The sequence below is a fragment of the Candidatus Tisiphia endosymbiont of Stenodema calcarata genome (assembly GCF_964030695.1).
Classification (GTDB): Bacteria; Pseudomonadota; Alphaproteobacteria; order Rickettsiales; family Rickettsiaceae; genus Tisiphia.
The window spans coordinates 1,478,030-1,496,844 of record NZ_OZ034911.1 but is presented as its reverse complement, the minus strand read 5'-3'; the positions used below and the strand labels follow the sequence as shown (position 1 = coordinate 1,496,844).

The 18,815-nt window shown below is 32.4% G+C and carries 18 protein-coding genes, 1 tRNA gene and 2 pseudogenes; 6 read left to right on the top strand and 15 right to left on the bottom strand.

The window, feature by feature from the left end; genetic code table 11:
• Window positions 1-49: 49 nt before the first annotated feature.
• Both ACQH1W_RS07170 and ACQH1W_RS07165 read right to left on the bottom strand, forming a co-directional pair.
• Window positions 50-126: transfer RNA gene (locus ACQH1W_RS07170), tRNA-Asp, on the bottom strand.
• 577 nt (window positions 127-703) lie between these two features.
• A pseudogene (locus ACQH1W_RS07165) lies at window positions 704-1,504 on the bottom strand (IS1634 family transposase); the annotation flags it as partial.
• A gap of 97 nt (window positions 1,505-1,601) precedes the next feature.
• On the opposite strand from ACQH1W_RS07165, the gene ACQH1W_RS07160 reads away from it, so the two are divergent.
• Window positions 1,602-2,605, top strand: a protein-coding gene (locus ACQH1W_RS07160) for an IS630 family transposase (RefSeq protein ID WP_375332614.1) whose coding sequence is annotated in 2 segments (ribosomal slippage) — window positions 1,602-2,081 and window positions 2,084-2,605 — 1,002 coding nt in all. Because the reading frame shifts where the segments join, the coding sequence is not laid out codon by codon here.
• 26 nt (window positions 2,606-2,631) lie between these two features.
• Here the strand turns inward: ACQH1W_RS07160 and ACQH1W_RS07155 are convergent.
• Window positions 2,632-3,234, bottom strand: a pseudogene (locus ACQH1W_RS07155) (IS1634 family transposase); the annotation flags it as partial.
• Between the two features lie 203 nt (window positions 3,235-3,437).
• Here ACQH1W_RS07155 and ACQH1W_RS07150 point away from each other — a divergent pair.
• Window positions 3,438-3,989, top strand: a complete 552-nt coding sequence (locus ACQH1W_RS07150; protein WP_341762802.1) for a winged helix-turn-helix domain-containing protein — start codon at window positions 3,438-3,440, stop codon at window positions 3,987-3,989.
• Window positions 3,989-4,402, top strand: coding sequence for an IS630 family transposase (locus ACQH1W_RS07145; protein ID WP_341762801.1), 414 nt, complete (start codon window positions 3,989-3,991; stop codon window positions 4,400-4,402). The genes ACQH1W_RS07150 and ACQH1W_RS07145 overlap by 1 nt, the downstream gene beginning before the upstream one ends.
• Before the next feature lie 233 nt (window positions 4,403-4,635).
• Here ACQH1W_RS07145 and hemA read toward each other — a convergent pair whose 3' ends face one another.
• From hemA to ACQH1W_RS07125, 4 genes are all read right to left on the bottom strand, one after another.
• Complete coding sequence (gene hemA, locus ACQH1W_RS07140) at window positions 4,636-5,880, bottom strand: 5-aminolevulinate synthase (protein WP_375332653.1); 1,245 nt, start codon at window positions 5,878-5,880, stop codon at window positions 4,636-4,638.
• A 354-nt stretch (window positions 5,881-6,234) separates the two neighbouring features.
• Window positions 6,235-8,388, bottom strand: coding sequence for a DNA mismatch repair endonuclease MutL (gene mutL / locus ACQH1W_RS07135; protein WP_425361035.1), 2,154 nt, complete (start codon window positions 8,386-8,388; stop codon window positions 6,235-6,237).
• On the bottom strand, window positions 8,363-8,536 hold the full coding sequence (locus ACQH1W_RS07130) for a zinc-finger domain-containing protein (protein ID WP_341748418.1): 174 nt from the start codon (window positions 8,534-8,536) through the stop codon (window positions 8,363-8,365). The genes mutL and ACQH1W_RS07130 overlap by 26 nt, the downstream gene beginning before the upstream one ends.
• 98 nt (window positions 8,537-8,634) lie before the next feature.
• Window positions 8,635-9,306, bottom strand: coding sequence for a phosphatase PAP2 family protein (locus ACQH1W_RS07125; RefSeq protein ID WP_375332655.1), 672 nt, complete (start codon window positions 9,304-9,306; stop codon window positions 8,635-8,637).
• A 31-nt stretch (window positions 9,307-9,337) separates the two neighbouring features.
• On the opposite strand from ACQH1W_RS07125, the gene ACQH1W_RS07120 reads away from it, so the two are divergent.
• From ACQH1W_RS07120 to ACQH1W_RS07110, 3 genes are all read left to right on the top strand, one after another.
• Window positions 9,338-10,084 (top strand): MBL fold metallo-hydrolase, encoded by a 747-nt coding sequence (locus ACQH1W_RS07120; protein ID WP_425361034.1) that lies wholly within the window; start codon window positions 9,338-9,340, stop codon window positions 10,082-10,084.
• A gap of 82 nt (window positions 10,085-10,166) precedes the next feature.
• A complete protein-coding gene (locus ACQH1W_RS07115; RefSeq protein ID WP_341761745.1) occupies window positions 10,167-10,889 on the top strand; it encodes an amino acid ABC transporter ATP-binding protein in 723 nt (240 codons plus the stop codon).
• The gene (locus ACQH1W_RS07110) at window positions 10,886-11,590 is read left to right on the top strand and encodes a TIGR02281 family clan AA aspartic protease (protein WP_341762796.1); all 705 of its coding nucleotides are present in this window, start codon (window positions 10,886-10,888) and stop codon (window positions 11,588-11,590) included. The genes ACQH1W_RS07115 and ACQH1W_RS07110 overlap by 4 nt, the downstream gene beginning before the upstream one ends.
• 101 nt (window positions 11,591-11,691) lie before the next feature.
• Here ACQH1W_RS07110 and ACQH1W_RS07105 read toward each other — a convergent pair whose 3' ends face one another.
• The 8 genes from ACQH1W_RS07105 to ACQH1W_RS07070 all read right to left on the bottom strand — a co-directional run bounded on the left by ACQH1W_RS07105 (window position 11,692) and on the right by ACQH1W_RS07070 (window position 18,806).
• Window positions 11,692-11,829, bottom strand: coding sequence for a type II toxin-antitoxin system RelE/ParE family toxin (locus ACQH1W_RS07105; RefSeq protein ID WP_410521132.1), 138 nt, complete (start codon window positions 11,827-11,829; stop codon window positions 11,692-11,694).
• Window positions 11,830-11,981: 152 nt separating this feature from the next.
• A complete protein-coding gene (locus ACQH1W_RS07100) occupies window positions 11,982-12,296 on the bottom strand; it encodes a hypothetical protein (RefSeq protein ID WP_341761742.1) in 315 nt (104 codons plus the stop codon).
• A 350-nt stretch (window positions 12,297-12,646) separates the two neighbouring features.
• The gene (locus ACQH1W_RS07095) at window positions 12,647-13,450 is read right to left on the bottom strand and encodes a DsbA family protein (protein WP_375332657.1); all 804 of its coding nucleotides are present in this window, start codon (window positions 13,448-13,450) and stop codon (window positions 12,647-12,649) included.
• A 241-nt stretch (window positions 13,451-13,691) separates the two neighbouring features.
• The gene (locus tag ACQH1W_RS07090; RefSeq protein WP_425361033.1) at window positions 13,692-17,294 is read right to left on the bottom strand and encodes an acyl-[ACP]--phospholipid O-acyltransferase; all 3,603 of its coding nucleotides are present in this window, start codon (window positions 17,292-17,294) and stop codon (window positions 13,692-13,694) included.
• Between the two features lie 258 nt (window positions 17,295-17,552).
• A complete protein-coding gene (locus ACQH1W_RS07085) occupies window positions 17,553-17,696 on the bottom strand; it encodes a hypothetical protein (RefSeq protein WP_341761740.1) in 144 nt (47 codons plus the stop codon).
• Window positions 17,697-17,743: 47 nt separating this feature from the next.
• Window positions 17,744-18,124 carry a hypothetical protein gene (locus ACQH1W_RS07080; protein WP_375332658.1) on the bottom strand — a complete coding sequence of 127 codons (381 nt, stop codon included), beginning with the start codon at window positions 18,122-18,124 and terminating at the stop codon, window positions 17,744-17,746.
• A 135-nt stretch (window positions 18,125-18,259) separates the two neighbouring features.
• Window positions 18,260-18,520, bottom strand: a complete 261-nt coding sequence (locus ACQH1W_RS07075) for a HigA family addiction module antitoxin (RefSeq protein ID WP_375332659.1) — start codon at window positions 18,518-18,520, stop codon at window positions 18,260-18,262.
• An 85-nt stretch (window positions 18,521-18,605) separates the two neighbouring features.
• On the bottom strand, window positions 18,606-18,806 hold the full coding sequence (locus tag ACQH1W_RS07070; protein ID WP_341762793.1) for a type II toxin-antitoxin system RelE/ParE family toxin: 201 nt from the start codon (window positions 18,804-18,806) through the stop codon (window positions 18,606-18,608).
• Between the last annotated feature and the right edge of the window lie 9 nt (window positions 18,807-18,815).

The window sequence follows — 18,815 nt, the reverse complement described above, 5'->3', positions numbered from 1 at the left end:
ATATGAAATTTTTAGTAAAGTAAGAAAATCCTGAAACCCTGATAGGGATTGGCGGGAGTGACGGGACTCGAACCCGCGACCTTCTGCGTGACAGGCAGACGCTCTAACCAACTGAGCTACACCCCCTTTATCAGGCTTACTATGATATACTACTCGTAAATGAAGAGTTGATAGACGAAGATCAAAATTATAAAGTGCTGAAGGATCGAGGTGCTAGGCGTACATTTAGTACGTGAACACCGAAGATACCTGAAGACGACAACGCAATTCTTGATTTTCATCGAGTATATATAGGTAAGCCGTAATATATATAAAGTCAACTCCCCTGTCAAGAACTCATCAGTAACTAATTTAACTTGATTTCTTATATTAGATATCTTTGGCAAACTCGCAACTTATCTTCGAGAGGGAGAAGTGTTTGAAGAGGTAGGAAAGTAAGGTTTACAAGAATCCTGCGATAAATTTGTAGTCATGTAAATGATATTTTTTATTTGACAATGCTAGAATTTAGAGATATAATCTCTTTCATGTATATTACAACTGTCCCAAATAGAAATTCTCGTCCTGCAATATTGCTTCGTACCTCTTATCGCGACTCATCCTCATCTTCGAGATAAATATGAGCAAAAATTATGCTATAGAAGTAAGTTGTCATGCGGTGTGTGGGACAGAAAATTAAATTTTTGTTACTGACTACATCTTATCATTTTGCAGATTTTGTCATTTGGGGCATCGTTAAATCAAATAAATTGAATAAATTTTGTTGAAACTCGCTTAATTTTGGTAATCTTGCAACTCTGCAACCCTTGATTGTGTAATATAAAAAACATACTTTATCCAGCTCTCTTAATGCTTCCTCAATGGTCACATTATATTTACCATCATTGGTTACGCCACAACCTTGTTTCAACTTATTTTTCATATAGTGCCATATTTTTAATGCCAACATACAAACAAATACATGTCCCTTCGTTCTGTTGCTTTTCCTTAAAAAGATCGGTCTTACTTCGAGTAATCTTGTCTTCATACTGCTAAAATTCGATTCTACTTCATGTAAATTATGGTAAGCTTTATCAACCAATTCTTTACTCATCAGTTTAATTTCAATCTGTGTTTCAATCGCATAACAACCATCAAGAGCAAACAACTCTTTTTTCTTATCTTGATCAATTTCAACCACTATTTGGTTGCCATCTAATTTTAGGTTAATAAATTTATCTATCCGCCATTCTTTGGCAATTTTTTGAATATTATTTAAACCAAGTTCTAGCTTTGCTTTCTTATGGGTTGATACATATATATTACGCTCTTCAATCTTTGCAACCAATTTTTCAACTCGGTTATTCCTATCAAACTCAACTTTTCGGGCTATAGAACCATTCTTCCTTAAAATATATCTTTTGCCATTATTGGTTACTTCGCATAGCTGTTCTTCAAAAAAACTATATTGTAAAACTCCGCTTTTCTTTAAGCTTTCAATCTCAACTTTACTTAAGGTTGTAATACTAATTCCCTAATTTAAATTAGTATAAATAGTAGAAAAAAGATGAGATTATGTTATAATATTCCAAGTTTATGAATAAATTAAGGAAAGGAATATAATGGGATGTCATCAAAGATTAATAACAGAAGAGTTATACCAACGTGCTATTGAGCAACTTGCAAGCATGAACCGAGATAATAGAGTTGCTATTAGACTTATGGCTATAATTGCTGCTAAAGAAAATGGTGTTGGTGTAGTATGTAAGGTATTTAATATAACAACCAATACGCTTAGGAACTGGGTAAAAAGCTTTGCTCAAGGTAATGATAAAAGCCTTGAATATAAACAAGGTAGAGGACGAAAAAGTAAATTAACAAAAAATTGTTGTGAAGCAATAAATAAATGGTTACAAGACGATTGTAACATGACAATAAAAAATATCATCATAAAACTTAAAGAAAATTTGGAGATTGATGCTAGTAAATCGGTTGTACATAGAGTATTACAGAAACTTAAATTTGCATACATTACCCCAAGACCAGTGCATTACAAACAGAATAAAGAAACTCATGAAGGGTTTAAAAAAAACTTCAAGAAACAATAACAAATAACCCTAGCAGTTACTTGTATTTCTTTGATGAATCACGTTTTGGGACTCATTCTAAATTAGGTTATGGTTGGTTTCGTAAAGGTAGCAGAACTCAAGTTAAAGCCAAAATGGGCTTTCAAAATTTCTATGTTTATAGTGCGGTTAACCCAATCACAGGTGATGATTTTACTTTAATGATGCCAAATGTCAATACCGTTTGTTTAAATATATTTTTGGCAGAGATGTCTAAACAGATAGGAGAACAAAAAGCGATTATTGTTATGGATTGTGCTGGATGGCACAAAGCTAAAGAGCTAATTATTGCAACAAATATAGAAATTCTTTATTTACCCCCATATTCTCCTGAATTGAATCCGACAGAAAAATTGTGGCAATATTTAAAGTCTAATACTATAAAGAATAGAGTATATGACACAATCGAACAACTAGAAATAGTAGTATGTTCCTGCCTTAAAAATTTAAGTGCCTCACTAATTAAATCGATTTGTTGTATGAATTATTTGCTAAATTAAATTAGGGAATTAGTATAATATAGTCCCACCCTTCTTTGGTCAGGGCTTCTATCCCGATTGTACCCATATTCCGCAAGTTCATTCTCTGTTCCTTCGAAATAGCTGGAAGTGACGTCATATAAAAGCATAACAGGCGGCTTGTTATTTTTCTTTTGATAAGTTTTAAATAATTTTAATTCGATCTTTTCTTGGTTCTCTTCTAACCATTCTAGAGCCTGATATAAATGGTTTTCATCAAATGAATCGACAGATAATACATCAGATATCGCATGCGATTTCGCCCATTTCACGCTGGAAAGTCTAGACCCTTGGTGAGCAAAGCGTGCTAAAACCAAAAATAGACTCAATAAAGCTTCTTTGCTTCTAGTACCAAGAGCCTTAGTAATACCAATTTCATCAGCAATTCTTTTTAGTAGAAAAATAGTCCCAAAACTTTCACCAACCTCAGGAACACCATCTAAACCATCAAATTCACCTTTAAGCATCTTCTTAAAAGCCTCAATGCGTAAATCATCCCAGTTAGTTAAGTTAGCTAGGGTTTTATTTAATACTTTCCTGTCTTCGCGATAAGAGGTACGAAGCAATATTGCAGGACGAGAATTTCTATTTGGAACAGTTGTAATATACATGAAAGAGATTATATCTCTAAATTCCAGCATTGTCAAATAAAAAACATCATTTACATGACTACAAATCTTATAGCATAATCCTTATAAACCTCATTCTTTAGGTGTTTTAAGCACTTTTTCGTCTAGAAGATGAGTAGTAATACTAATTATCTTTCAATAAAGAATGAAGATGGTATAATTTAAGTTATAGAATAAAAAAGCTAATGTCAGGTTATCAATATGTTTATCCATCAGAAACAGTTTGTCGGATGGAATTTTTATTAAAATCAGCCTCAGATATGATAGCATTTCGTAAGATTCAATGTATTTATTTACGTGCCAAGTTTTTATATTTACCTAAACAGATTTCTGAAATTACCGGTTTAAGTATTAGTCGAGTTAGGCAAATTCATACAGCTTATTACAAACTAGGAGAATCAGTATTAAAAAAAACTAAAAGAGGTGGTAGGAATCATTGCTATATGGACGAGGCTAATGAAAGTAAAATACTGGAATCTTTTAATGATAGAGCATCACAAGGGGAAATTGTAGTAGTCAGAGAAATACAGAAAAAATATGAAGAAGTTTTGCAAAAGAAAGTAACTAAATCAGCAATCTACAAAATGTTACATCGTCATTGTTGGCGTAAAGTTTTCCCTCGTCCCCATCATCCAAAGCAAAATAAAGATGAGATGGAAACTTTTAAAAAAACTTCAGCTCAGTGGTTACCGCCGCAAATACACAATCTAAATCACAGGGACTTGAATTACAAGTGATGTTTCAAGATGAGTCTCGTTTTGGAAGGATAAATGATATAAAAAGATGTTGGAGTTACAAAGGCAACAGACCTGGTGTCGCCAAACAAGTTATCCGGGAGTATAGTTATATTTATGGAGCATTTTGTCCAATTACTGGAGTATCGGATATGCTAATCTTACCTTCTATGACATTAGAATGTATGAATATTTTTTTACAAGAATTATCCATAAGACATCCTGATAAATTTATTTTGTTGATATGTGATGGGGCATCAAATCATCGTCAAACTTCTATAACAATACCACAAAACATAATGATTCATCATCTTCCACCTTTGTCTCCTCAACTAAATCCTGCTGAGAATATATGGAAAGAAATAAAAGAAAAGTTCTTTTACAACAAACTATTCCATTCAGGATGTATTAAATAGAATGTCAGATGCTATATTAAAATATGAAGCAACTCCTCAAATTATTAAGTCTATCACTAGTTGGAACTGGATTATTAATCCTATTAATTCTTTATTGAAAGATAATTAGTATAAGAAGAATTATTATTGCTACACCTGCTATTAAAATCATAGTTGATGACATAGTGGCAAGTAGGAATGGCATCTTTGGTAGTTAATGCTACTATGTACATTAACTACTGATTACAATTATGCTACGCTGCAGGGTGTAAAGGTAATTTTATTATAGAGTAAGAATTGATTGATGGTGATATATCGAGGGTACTAAGAATTTCAACAAGGGCTGTGGTGAGGTCATGAATCATTTGGTCGGTATGGTTAGGTGTTGGGATGATTCTTAAACGTTCTGTGCCACGTGGTACTGTCGGGAAGTTAATATGCTGAACATAAATATTATATTTATCCAACAACATTTCAGAAGATTGTTTGGCTTTAATTGGATCACCAATAATTATTGGTATAATATGACTATCATTTTTTAAATAATTTACTTTAGCTTTATCAAAAGATTTTTTTACCTTGGCTATTACCTTTTGGTAAGTTTCCCTCTCTATATTAGAATTTTTTAAATGACGAATACTGGCAGTTGCTGCTGAAGCAATAACTGGGGGTAGAGAGGTGGTAAATATAAAACCTGGTGCAGTAAGCCTTATAGAATCGATAATTTGACGATTGGCTGCAACATAACCACCAATAGTGCCATAAGCCTTACCGAGCGTTCCTTGGATCATATCAATTTTATCAGCACAACCCTGAAGATCGGCAACGCCAGCACCATGCTTGCCGTACAGACCAACTGTATGTACTTCATCAATAAAGGTTAAAGCATTATATTTTTTAGCTAAATTCACTATTTTTTCTATTGGTGAAAATAATCCATCCATGGAATAAGCTGATTCAAAAACAATAATCTTTGGTCTATTAATATCCACCTTTTTGAGTAATTCTTCAAGATGGCAAGTATCAATGTGCCGATAAATATGTTTTTCAGCTTTTGAATTACAGATACCGGAAATAATAGAAGCGTGATTTAACTCATCTGAGAAAAAAACTATATTAGGCATTATTTTTGCCAGTGTTGCAAGGCTAGTATCATTGGCAACATAACCGGAAGTGAAAACTAGAGCTAATTCTTTATTATGTAGGATTGCTAGTTCCTTCTCTAATTCTATTATGCTGCTATTATTGCCACCTATATTTCTTGTACCACCAGAACCAATTCCATATTTGGATATAGCATCTAACGCAGCTTTGGTAACATCTGGATGCTTACTCATACCAAGATAATCATTAATACACCACATTACAATTTCTTTATTACCATACCAAGCAGATGGAAAGTTATTTGCCTGTCTTTGAACAGGAACAAATTCACGATATCTTCCTTCTTGTTTAATTCTAGTTATATGGTGATCGAATATATTATTATAGTTAGACATTACATTATTTTTTTATACAGTTTAAAACCTACCTAACCTCAGTTCGATATAAGAATTATTAATTCTTATATCGATACTTGCTTTGCTATAAGGAAAAATGCACTCTTGAAGCGGCTGACGCGGGTGCATTTTAACTTTTTTCATCATTCAATATGTGATTTTAATAATTAAAATCACATATTGAATGGAGTATTATATTTTAACAATCAGGTGGGCAGCCGCTTCAAAACTGATTGTTTCTATATATAATACTGAATTCGATGTAACTTGTTACATCGAATTCAAGTTACCTAACCTACACGAATTTGGGATAAGAATTGACAAATTCTTATCATGAATTCGCGTAACCTCAGGTTACCTACGTCCAAATAATCGCTCAATATCTTTGAGTTTGAGTTCGATGTAAGTTGGTCTACCATGATTACACTGACCAGAAAATGGGGTTTTTTCCATTTGTCTTAATAATTCATTCATTTCTTCAGAAGATAATTTACGACCTGCTCTGATAGCATAATGACATGCATAGGTTTCTGTAACATGTTCAATCAATTGAATCAAGGAAATATTTTCACCAAGATCAGATAAATTATCTGCCAAGTCTTGGGTAAGCTGGTTTATATCGGTATTTCCAAGTAAGCTTGGAGTCTCTGATACAATGATGGATCGCTCGCCAAATTTTTCTAGGCTTAAACCTAATTTAGAAAGATCATCCTTTTTATTATACAATAAATCAGCTCTTTTGACATCCGGTAATTCTACTATCTCAGGCATGAGTAATCGTTGCTTAATTAAGCCATTGTTACTTATCATTTGCTTAATTTTCTCGTATCCCAAACGCTCATGTGCTGCATGTTGATCTACGATAATAATACTATCTGCTGTTTGTGATATTATATAAGTGCCGTGCAGTTGGGCTCTTGCTGCTCCGAGTGCAACATTAGACTTTTTGTATAACTCTACTTCTGCTGGTAATTTAGGCAATGGTGCTAGACTCGAATCCGTAACGGAATTTGCCATACTGCTTGAAGGGTGAGGTTTCAATCCTCCTGCAGATTCCTTAGTAGAAGTGAATTTTGCAAGAGGTTTATTATTACAATCTAGGTCTAGGATATCATCCTCTAACACTTCTACTTTAGCATGTGGGTCTGTCTTTATTAATTGTTGCTGAACATTAGAACTATCATTGTGCCTAGGAATGGTTAAATTTTGAGACTTATAAGTACTGATATTATCAGATATACTCAAACTATTTGGATATATACTCTTCTGCTTTGAAGAATTGGTTTCGCAAAACTGCGGGGTATTCGCGTACTCACGTACTTCATGTACGCCTAGTTCGCTCACCCCTTGTTTATTGTCCCCATTCTCCAAATCATTTGAGTATACTTTGTTAGAAGAAGAGGTAGGGTTCTTTTGAAATGCCTTATTTGTTTTAACAAAATTATTATTAGTAGTAGTATTTCGAAAAAGACCTAAGGCAGTTGTGGCAATATTTGTTGACACCATATGACTTCTAGTAGCAAGGGCATCTTTGATAGAGCTTATCAGTAATCCCCGTATGGTACTTGGATCATGAAACCTTACTTCTGTTTTGGCAGGATGTACATTAACGTCAACCATGTGGGGATCTATCTGTAAAAACAAAACTGAAACTGGATGTCTATCCCGAGCTAAATAATCCTGATAAGCTAGTCTTAGAGCGATTTGTAGTAATTTATCCTTAACGGGTCTATTATTAACAAATAAAAACTGATCCTCAGCAGAAGCTCTATTAAAGGTAGGAAGGCTGGTAAAGCCATATACTGATATTTCCGGTCTTTGTAGATTAATATGGACAGAATTTTCAATAAAATCATAACCCAATATATCAATTATTCTTTGCTTTAACAGATCATCAAAATTTCCATCTTGACCTTTTACTTTTATGATATTTTTGCCATCATGAGATAAATTAATACTGATTTTAGGATGAGCTAATGCAATTTTCTTGATTACATCAACCGAAGCTGCCAATTCAGTTTTATCAGATCTTAAGAACTTTAGTCTTGCAGGGGTGGCAAAGAATAAATCACGTATTTCAATCTTAGTACCCTCGTTATGAATGGTAGGTTTAATCTCTTTATTATGCCCACCACTAGATTGTATATGATAAGCCCTATCAGCTCCACGTGCCTTTGAAGTAATCAACATCTTACTTACAGAACATATTGAAGGTAATGCCTCTCCGCGAAAGCCAAAAGTGTGAATATTTTGTAAATCTGACTCATCAAGTTTAGAAGTAGTATGACGTTCTACGGCAATTTTTAGATCTTCCTCAGACATGCCTATTCCGTCATCAGAAATAATAATAAGATTTTTCCCTGCCTGCTCAAGTATGATATCTATCTTAGTGCTAGCTGCATCAATAGCATTCTCAACTAGTTCTTTTACCACCGAAGCTGGTCGTTCAATTACTTCCCCAGCAGCGATGCGGTTTATAGTACTATCTGACAGGAGTTTTATCTTCATTACTTACTAACACAAATGTTTTACTACAATAAGGACACACAATAGAGCCTTTGGTTGAATCAATCTCCAAATAAATTCTTGGATGATCAAAAGGTGGTTCTTTGCCAAAACATGATACGGATGTAGAGATAGTCTCAATAATTTCCATATTTTGCATAAATTTGAAGCTATAATAAGAGTTTTTTTAGTATCTTACTACTATAAAACATAAGTGAAATTTATTCAAAATAAAAATCATTAATTATATTAGTGGTCTAGAAAATAATGATATAATAGAGAAAGAATCCTTTCACCAAACCATTTTATTAAATTGTTGGTAAAAATTTTAAAAATCATTTTACTAACTATTATAATCACTATGGTGATAAAGAAACTATAAATAATATCAGCTGGGTAATGCATAGCAAGAGTAATACGTGAGACTGCCACTAATAAAACAATCAAAAAGGCTATAATTTTTTGCCCCATTGTTATATATGGCCAAATACAGTAGGATACCATTAATGCTAATCCGAAGTGACTGCTTGGAAAGCTGGATAAACATCTTTCAACTTCAACATTAGCAATTGTTACAAAACTATTAAGAGGCAATGAGCAAAATGGTCTAGGTATATTAACTGAAAACTTAAATAGAGCATAAGTACAACCAAATATAGCATAAATTATACCAATCATTACCATTTCATTATATATAGACCAAAATTTGATCTGACGCTGATTAAAATCTTGAATCTTTTTTAACTGGATATAGAAATATCCACAATATATAAAATAAACGATAGCAAAGTTGGTAATATTAAAACAATAAGAGATCATTTGTAGAATATAAGCTATTATGCTAAAATGGTTAGTAATTCTATTGATCCACAAGAATATCTCTTGATTAAGACCATGGAAATTATATAAAAGTTCAAACATTTTCAATTTCAATTTTGTTTGGTTTAAGTATATGCTACAAATAACAGTGCTAGGATGTGGCTCATCACTTGGTATGCCGATAATTAATTGTGATTGCAATATATGCACTTCTACTTCAAGTTACAATAAAAGAACTAGATCATCAATATACATCGATGATGGTAATAGTCAAATTCTTGTTGATTTTGGTTTTGACATCAAAAATCAACTAATGCGAGAAAAGATTAAAAAATTGGACGGTGCTATATTAACCCATTATCATGCAGATCATGTTAACGGTATTGATGATTTACGTATATTTCCATTTTTCCAAAAGACACCACTAGAAATTTTTTCTGACAGTAGCACAGCATTGAAAACTGAGAATCGTCACCAACATTTATTTGCTCCGGACAAACTGATTGCAATACCGGTAGATTTTTTTGCAAAATTTAAAATTAATACCATAGATGTACAATTTTTCAGACAACATCATGGTTCCATAGATAGTTTAGGTATTAGAATGGATGATTTTGTATATTCTAGTGATGTGCTAGCTTTTCCGGCAGAATCTAAACCATTCTTGAAAAATATCAATGTTTGGATATTAGACTGTATGGCGTATGAATCTAATGATTGCCATGCAGGATTAGATAAAATTTTACAGTGGAACGATGAATATAAACCCCAACAAATATTATTAACGAATATGAATCATTTTATTGATTACCATGAGATATCAAAAATATTGCCAAGTAATATAAAACCTCTATATGATGGTTACAAATTTATAGTTTAACAAACCTGAGTTACCCCAATTCGGGATAATTCTTATCCCGAATTCACGTAGGTCTATCAACTTTTCAAATTATTAGGAGTATATGATAATACTCGATAAGGTTTCAAGAAACTATGGCAAAACCTATGCTATTAAAGATATTAGTCTTGAGTTCAAGAAAAAAGAAACTATAGCGATTATAGGATCTTCTGGTAGTGGTAAATCTACTTTATTGCGAATTATTAATGCTTTAGAAGTTCCTACCAGTGGGCATGTGTTAATCGATGACAAAAAATTGACGCAAAAAAATAAAAGGAAGCTTTGTCTTAAAATTGGCATGGTTTTTCAAGCGTTTAATCTTTTTCCGCACTTAAATGTCCAAGATAATTTAATATATGCTCCTGTTAATATTTTAGGAATGAAGCAAATGGCTGCCATTGCTAAGGCAGAGAAATTATTAGAACAATTTGGTTTAAGACAAAGAATTACCGCCTTTCCTGTCAATTTATCTGGGGGACAGAAACAAAGAGTGGCGATTTGCCGAGCCTTGATGATGAATCCAGAAATAATGTTATTTGACGAGCCTACTTCAGCTTTAGATCCTGAAAATATTAAAGATATTATTGAAATTATATCTTTATTTAAAAGTCAAATAACCATGATTGTAGTTACTCATCATATTAAATTTGCCAAAGCCATAGCCGATAGGATAATTTTTATGGATCACGGACAAGTTTTAGCTGATCAGCCGGCAGTAGAGTTTTTTAAAAAACCCAAATCTCATAGAGCAAGATTATTTTTAGAGAATATAGGTGATTTAATGTGAGTAATAAAAGTCTTATAAAGTTAATAATTATTCTCTGCATTAGTATTGTCATTACTTTCTGTGTACGTAAACTAGTAGCTGCACAATTTGCTGCTTTTTCTTGGGATAACCAAAAAAGTATAACTTGTTTTATAATGATTTTGGTGATTATCAGTATAGTTTATAATTCCTTTAGTCAAAAAGGTATAAGGATACTCTCTATTCAATTATTAACTTGGGGCGGAATTTTCTTAATTATAATTACTGGTTATGCTTTCAAGTTTGAGTTAAATTACGCCGCTCAAAGAGTCATATCCGTACTAATACCATCATATAATTGGGTCAATAAACAAGGAGAATTAGTAATTAGTCGTAGTAACGATGGGCATTTCTACGTTAACGCCGTGGCAAACGGAATAAAAATTAAATTTATGATTGATACCGGAGCAAGTGATGTTGCTCTTACTATTAGTGATGCTAAAATGCTAGGATTTGACTTATCAAAACTAAATTACACTAGAACTTACTCTACAGCTAATGGTACGAGTAGGGCTGCTCCCGTGAGATTAAATAGTGTTGAGATTGGTAGAGGAGCTTTTTTTAGAAATGTTGAAGCTCACATAGGGACTGGCGGTCTTGACGTATCGTTACTAGGCATGTCGTTATTAGAGCGTTTTAAAGGTTTCAGAATAGATCGAGATATGTTGATTTTGAGTTATTAGGTATATACTCTTCTAGGAAACAACTAGCTAACATATTGATTTTCAAGCATTTTTACTTTTTTGTTTCTTCCATTATGAACTTGATCGTTTGGTATTAAGTGTTAGCTCTTAAATAAATCGCTATGACTACCTGTATTTTCTAATATTAAGGTTTTATTATTTAACTCAAAAACTAATAGCCAATCAGGCTCTAAATGACATTCCCAAAGGGCTGAATAATTGTTAGATAACTTATGCAAACGGTATTTATTTGGCAACAATAGATGATATTCAACATCTTGATTAAGCCCTTTCTCTATATAAATCAATAAACTTATCTAATTTTTTTCTATCTTTACCCCGTTTAAGCATTAACTTAAATTCTTTGTCAAACTTATTGGTAGAAAGTATTCTAAAGGTCACTATTTGCCTTCTTATTCTCTTTGGCTACCTCTTGTTCTACTTCCTCTTGTAATCTATCAAGATGTCCAAAAAATTCTTCCTTCGAATCATAAGAGTTTAAATTAATACCTTGATGTGATTCTTCTATAGTTTTTATTGTTTCATCATTCAATACATTTTTGGATACATAAGGCTTATACTCTAATTCAATTTGTTTGTTTAATGTTTGTATTACAAAATCCTTTATACTAATGCCCTTCCAAGTGGTAAGCATCTTTAGCTTAAGGTGGAATTCATCCGAAACATCTAAGCTTAATCTAGACATAAATTTTCTTTAATTTGTGTGAATGTTGTAATGAACATTATAACTTTATATTATGCGGTTATCAACCTAAATATGAACTGCCAAACGGTTTCTAAGAAATAACTATCTAACATATTGATTTTCGAGCATTTTTGCTTCTTCCATTATGAACTTGATAGCACTATATCAAGTGTCAGCTTCTTCTAACAAACTGCTTCTAATAGTTTGTTTTTACATAATGTGTAGCATTTTGTTTGGTGCTACTTTGAAGAATTGCGTTGTCAACATCGTTTTTGGTCTTGTAGTACCATTACTTACATTGGCATTTTTAGGCAAAGTCTCCATGCACCGTAGCTCGGATAACAGCGAAACTACTTATTTTGACTTCGTATATCAGCAACTATCGTCTGCAATTGGTCTAGATCTACCATTCCTGCTATTAATTTACCATTAATAATATAAGCAGGTACTCCCTGTATTTTTAAACCCTTTGCTAACTTAATATTTTTGTTGATGAGATTTTTTATTTCATCTTTATTGATTTCTTCCGCAATTACTTCAGGATTTAGATCATTTACTAGTAACAATTTTTCTACAGATTCTTTGGTAATAGATTTTAAGTCCATTAAACCATCATGAATATCTTGAAACTTACTCGGAGTGGTTTTATAAACAGCTAAAGCAATAGTTGCAGCATAATTAGATGCATCACCAAGAATCGGGAATGGTTTTAAAACGACTTTAACCCCCGTATCTAATTTGATTAACTGGTTAATAAAGTTATGACCTTTTCTACAATAACTACAGTTATAATCATAAAAAGTAGCGATGACTACATCTCCATTCGGGTTACCAAGTACAGGAGATGTAAGAGAATCTTCTATTTCAGATTTATTATCTTTTATATATTCGCCAGTTTTTATTTCCATTTCTTGCATTTTACGCTGCTGAAGACCTTCTATTGCCTGAATGATTATTTCGGGATTATTTAACAAATATTCTTTTATAATTTGTTCAGTTTTTTCCACTTCTTCTTTTTTGTCTAACACTTGCTGATCAAGAGTGTTAATCGAAACCGTAGTAGAAGCACTAGGAGTCTTCATAGTTTTATAAGCAAATAATGCTAGAAGAACAACAACAATAATTAATAATACTTTACCAACAACATTATGCATAATATTTTTCTATTAAATAGATTAGTTTGTTATAAATGGTTTATTAGTCCAAGTTATATAGTAGACTTCCTGCAGAATTCGCTTTTGCTGAGGAATTTGTAGGAGACACGGAACCTCGACCCGCAGCGTACTCAAATGTACGTGAGGAGCAGAGTACCGGTATCACGCACAAATTACCAGCAAAAGTAGAATTATGCAGGAAGTCTACTATATTGGCGTCCATATATGACACTCATGTACCTTATTTCAGCATTTTAGTTATTTGCCGATAATTTACTTTACCTATTGGTAGAATTGGTATTTCTTTAACAGGGATAATAACTGGTATATTCTTTTGGTTTGAGTCTATTGAATTTTTATGCATTATTTCTATGAATTTTTCACTATTTATGGTCTGACTTGTGGTTAATAGAAAAATCTGTTTGTCTTTATTATCATCATCAGGGCAAATAGCAACATGCTTACTATCAACATCGATCATATTAGCTAAATCCTCTATTAATATCAGTGACATTACTTCTTCTATTGTAACAAATTGCTGAATATGACCTAATAAGGTAAGATATCCATCTTCATCAATTTTTACTATATCTCCAGTATCATACCATCCCAAACCCAATTCTTCTGATGATGTAGGGTGGATAATTCCAGGATTATTAGAGTGCATATAGCCAAGCATAATATTTGGTCCTTTGATGAATAGTTGTCCTATCCCCTCTATTCCAATAGACCTATTAGATCTCTTTTGAAACTCTACTTCTGCTGGTAATTTATTCGTACTATCGGTACTCTGCTCTTCAAATACATTTGAGTACGCTACGGTTCGAAGCTCCGTGGTTTCTTTAAATTCCTCAGCAGAAGCAAATTCTGCAAGAGGTCTATTGTGAATTGGTCTAATATAATATTCTATTTTAGGCATCAAACGCCCTACACTTCCAGCACGATAATGCATTGGGGTATTACAAGATATTATTGGAGATGTTTCTGACGTACCATATCCTTCAAAAATTCTTATACCAAACTTATCAAGCCATAATTCCCTTGTGTCTTTTCTCAGTTTCTCACTACTGGCAAATACGTATCTTATAGAATAAAAATCGTAAGGATGAGCATAGACAGCATAACCATACAAAAATATATCCGTACCAAACATAATTGTCGCTCCGATATCGTATATTACCTCAGGAATACTCCTATAATGCAGAGAAGACGAGTAAAGAAACACTGGTATAGCATTGAGTGTCATCATTATTGTTCCAGATAAACCAAAACAGTGAAAAAGCGGTAAAGCCATAAAGGCAAAATCATCAGGACTAAAATGTACCTTAGCTAGAAGTTGGCATCTATTAGCCTGCAAGTTCCTATGTGATAATACTACAGCTTTAGCTGTTGCTGAAATACCCGAAGTAAATACTACAACTGATGGATCATTATCATCATAACTGCTACATATGTTGTTGTAATAACTTTGTGGGAAGAAGCTGGCAATAATAGCCTTAATTTTTAAATATAAACCAATTCTTTGTGTTAAATCTTCAAGGTAAATAATTTTTATATTGTCTGCTAAGATTTTTGCCACCACTTCCTGTAATCCAGCTTTTTCAACAAACTGTTTTGAAGTATATACCATTTTAACTGACGTTGTTTTACATGAAGCCACTATATTGCTCACCTCACTCATATAGTCAATCATAACTGGTCGACGGCAGCAGGCTTGCATAGCATAAAAAGTAACCATAGTTTCAACCATATTAGGTAGCATAAGACCTACATAGTCAGCCACTTCTGTATCCTGTTTTATTAAATTTGCTAAAGTAAAAGATCCCAATATTAATTGGCGATAGGTAACAGATTTATCATCAATATCTTGTATTATTTTTTTGTTAAAACCGTAAGCTTTTGCTGTCTCAATTAGAGACTGAAATATAGTATTTTGATAATCAGAGCTTTCAAACATCATATCAGCCATGATATCATAAAGAGCCTGACCTATATATTTACGCTTTTCCCTATTATCTATATTCGGCTTAGAAGGAAATTTTACTGGTGGTAGAATAGTGATAGTAATCTTAGGAAATATCCGTGTTTTTAGTATATTTTTAAGTTTGGAAAAATGAGTAAATTGTGTACCATCTATTCTTACAGGTAGAATTGTCGCATCAGATTTCTCAGCAATCATGCCAGGTCCTTCATATATCTTCATTAAGGAACCAGTAATACTTATTCTTCCTTCGGGAAATATAGCAATTTTTTTATCTTTTTGTACCTCTCTAATCAAAGTTTTTATAGCCATTGCATTAGTGGGATCAACCGGCAGTGTTTTTGCCATTTTTAGAAATGGTCTTACCCACAATGCTTTAGCTATAGTTGTATTAATGGCAAAAGTCATTTCTTCAGGTAGATAAGTTGCAAGTAAGGCAGGATCAATATATGAAATATGATTAGCTATAATTACTGATCTTTTGCCAGCTTTATAAAAATTTTCAATGCCTTTAACTTCCACTCTGTACATACAATCAAAAAGAAATTTTAAAATAGCTCGGTTAACAGCAAAAGGTACTATTTTTACTTCAGGAATTAATTGATAAATATAATAAGCTACCACTATGTTAAGCAGGCTAATAAATAGTATAACGGATGGTATCGAATATTCCCAATAGAATAATAAAGAAAGTATTACAGTAGACCCAGCCATAAATAGAGCATTAATAAAATTATTTATAGCAATTATTCTACTGCGATGAGCTGAGGAGCTAAAATATTGTAATACTGCAAAAAGTGGAACAATATATAACCCCGCAATGGCAGATATAAAAAATAAGTCTATAATAATCCGCCAATTATGCTTTTTAGATAAAAAGACAAATATACTCTTTAATTGTTCCGGTTCATAATGCACTGCACTAATTCGACTGGCAAAAAATAAATCAATACCAAATATACTGATACCAATCGCTGAGACAAAAACATATTTCGTGGTAATCTCATTGCCAAAAATCTTACTACACCAAAAAGAGCCAACCCCTACTCCAATTGAAAATGTTGCAAGGAATAAATTAGCAACATTTTCATCTGCTCCAAAAGTATTTTTAGCAAGAGATGGAATTTGAGCAAGTATTGCTGCACTGATAAACCAAAACCAAGATATACCAAGAATTGCCAAATATACTTGCTTTTTAGCTTGGGCATATTTAATCATTTCTATACTTTCACGAAATAAATTTAAATTTATTTTAATTTCACAGTTAGAGTTATTCGATTTTGGCATAAAATAACTAGCAATAACGCCAACTATAGCAATTATTATCAGAATAGTGATTATTAAATTGCCACTTATGGTGTAGTATCCTCCAATAATAGTACCAACTAAAATAGAAATAAATGTTCCTGCCTCAACGAATCCATTAGCTCCCAATAACTCATTTCGGTATAAATGGTCTGGCAGAACACTATACTTGATTGGTCCAAAAAATGTCGAATGTATACCCATAAGAAATATAGATAAAAAAAGTATTACTAAACTATTATCAAAAAATCCATAAGTAGCAAAAAGCACTATGGATAGTTCAAATAATTTAATGATTTTAACTATAGTTGATCGCTCGTACCTATCAGCCACTTGCCCTGCAATACTTGCAAATATTACAAAAGGTAATACAAAAACGGTATTAGCCGCTAGCACAAGCAATTGGGTTGATTCTACCAATTGACTAGATAGTTTATAGGTAATTAATATAATTAACGCATTTTTTAGTAGACTGTCATTTAGACAACCACAACATTGTACTATGAAGATAGGCAAAAAACGCGTATCTCTAAATAAATATAACCGATTTGATTGCATGTTTTCTCCAAAGACATATTTAGTTGCGGTATAGTATGTAATTTGTTACTCGATAATCAAGTTTTTTCTAAGTCATAACAATTGGCTTATTGCAAGGCAAATTTTTGTGTTAGTTTTTATAATACTGAAACTCTTAGGTTAATAAGGTTATAAAATTTATTTTATAAGTAGTATTAACAGCACTAAAGTATAGGTTTTTTCCTCTGCAAAATATAATTTTTTTAACAATTTTAAAAAACTTGATTATCGAGTGTTACTTTATGTCAAATAATCTGAATCTTTATTATTATTAACATTATGTCTTTTCCCTATGGCAGCTAAAGGATGAATAGAAGCAAGGTGGTCAAATATTCTCTCCTTATACCATTTCTGAAAACTAATCATCACGTCGTCGTACTTCATAATCTCCGCTCCTCACGTATTAGTTGTCACACTACTGGACAAAAAGGTTAGGTTGGTTGCACAAAGTGTAACTTAAACAATTTTATGATTAAGGAATCAAAAAATTGCTTAGAACGACTATAAGCTTGTTTAATTGATCTTATACCTAACTGTAGTACAGAATAACTCCTACATCCTAGCGTTTTCTTCATTTTTATCGGTTGCTCTTGCTCTCCAATTGCTCCTATTTTTATTGCCATTGCATATGCTATAAATAAACATTTTATAAAATTCTCTAATCGCACTTTACTCTTTATATGCGTATCTTCCATTCTAAAACCATTACTTTTGCACCCTTTAAAGCCTGCCTCGATATCCCATCTCTTGAACGTATTTAGTCTTGAATCTTTCATCTCAAAATGATTATATAGTAATTCGGCTAGTAACATAGAGTACCACAGATTTTTTTGTGTTCAATCTAAAATACTCTATTTACTAGCTCTTGCAACCACCCCATCTCTTTTGTCCAGTAGTGTGATTAGTTGTACGCTCCGATACTCGACACTCGTACTCCGAGTAGCAATTTAGTTTTGAGAAATGGTATTAGTTATTGCCTCATCATATCTTGCTTGCACTCTAATCCAAAAACTATCTGATAAACCAAAATATTTTGCTAGTAATAGAGCGGTTTCAGTGCTAATATTTCTTTGTTTATTGAGGATATCTGTTATTCTATTAATGGGTACTTCAATATCTTTAGCTAATCTATAAGCTGCAATACCGAAAGGTTCTAAGAATTCAGTCTTAAGTATTTCCCCAAAATGTATAGGATTAATCTTATGCATGTAAGTTACATTTTATTTATGATAATCAATTATTTCTACTTCGTAAGCATCACCATTGTTCCAAGCAAAGCATATTCTCCATTTATCATTTATATTTATTAGCCTTGTCACCTTGCAATTTCTCTAATCTATTTGCAGTGGGTATAATCAAATCGTCTAAGATATTTGCTGCATCAATCATTGCAAGCTTAATAAGAGCTTTTTGGGATATTTCAAAGAATTTCTTATCATACTTATATTCTTCAAATAGTATATTTGTCTTTTTACACTTAAAACTTTTCGCCATCATTCCCTG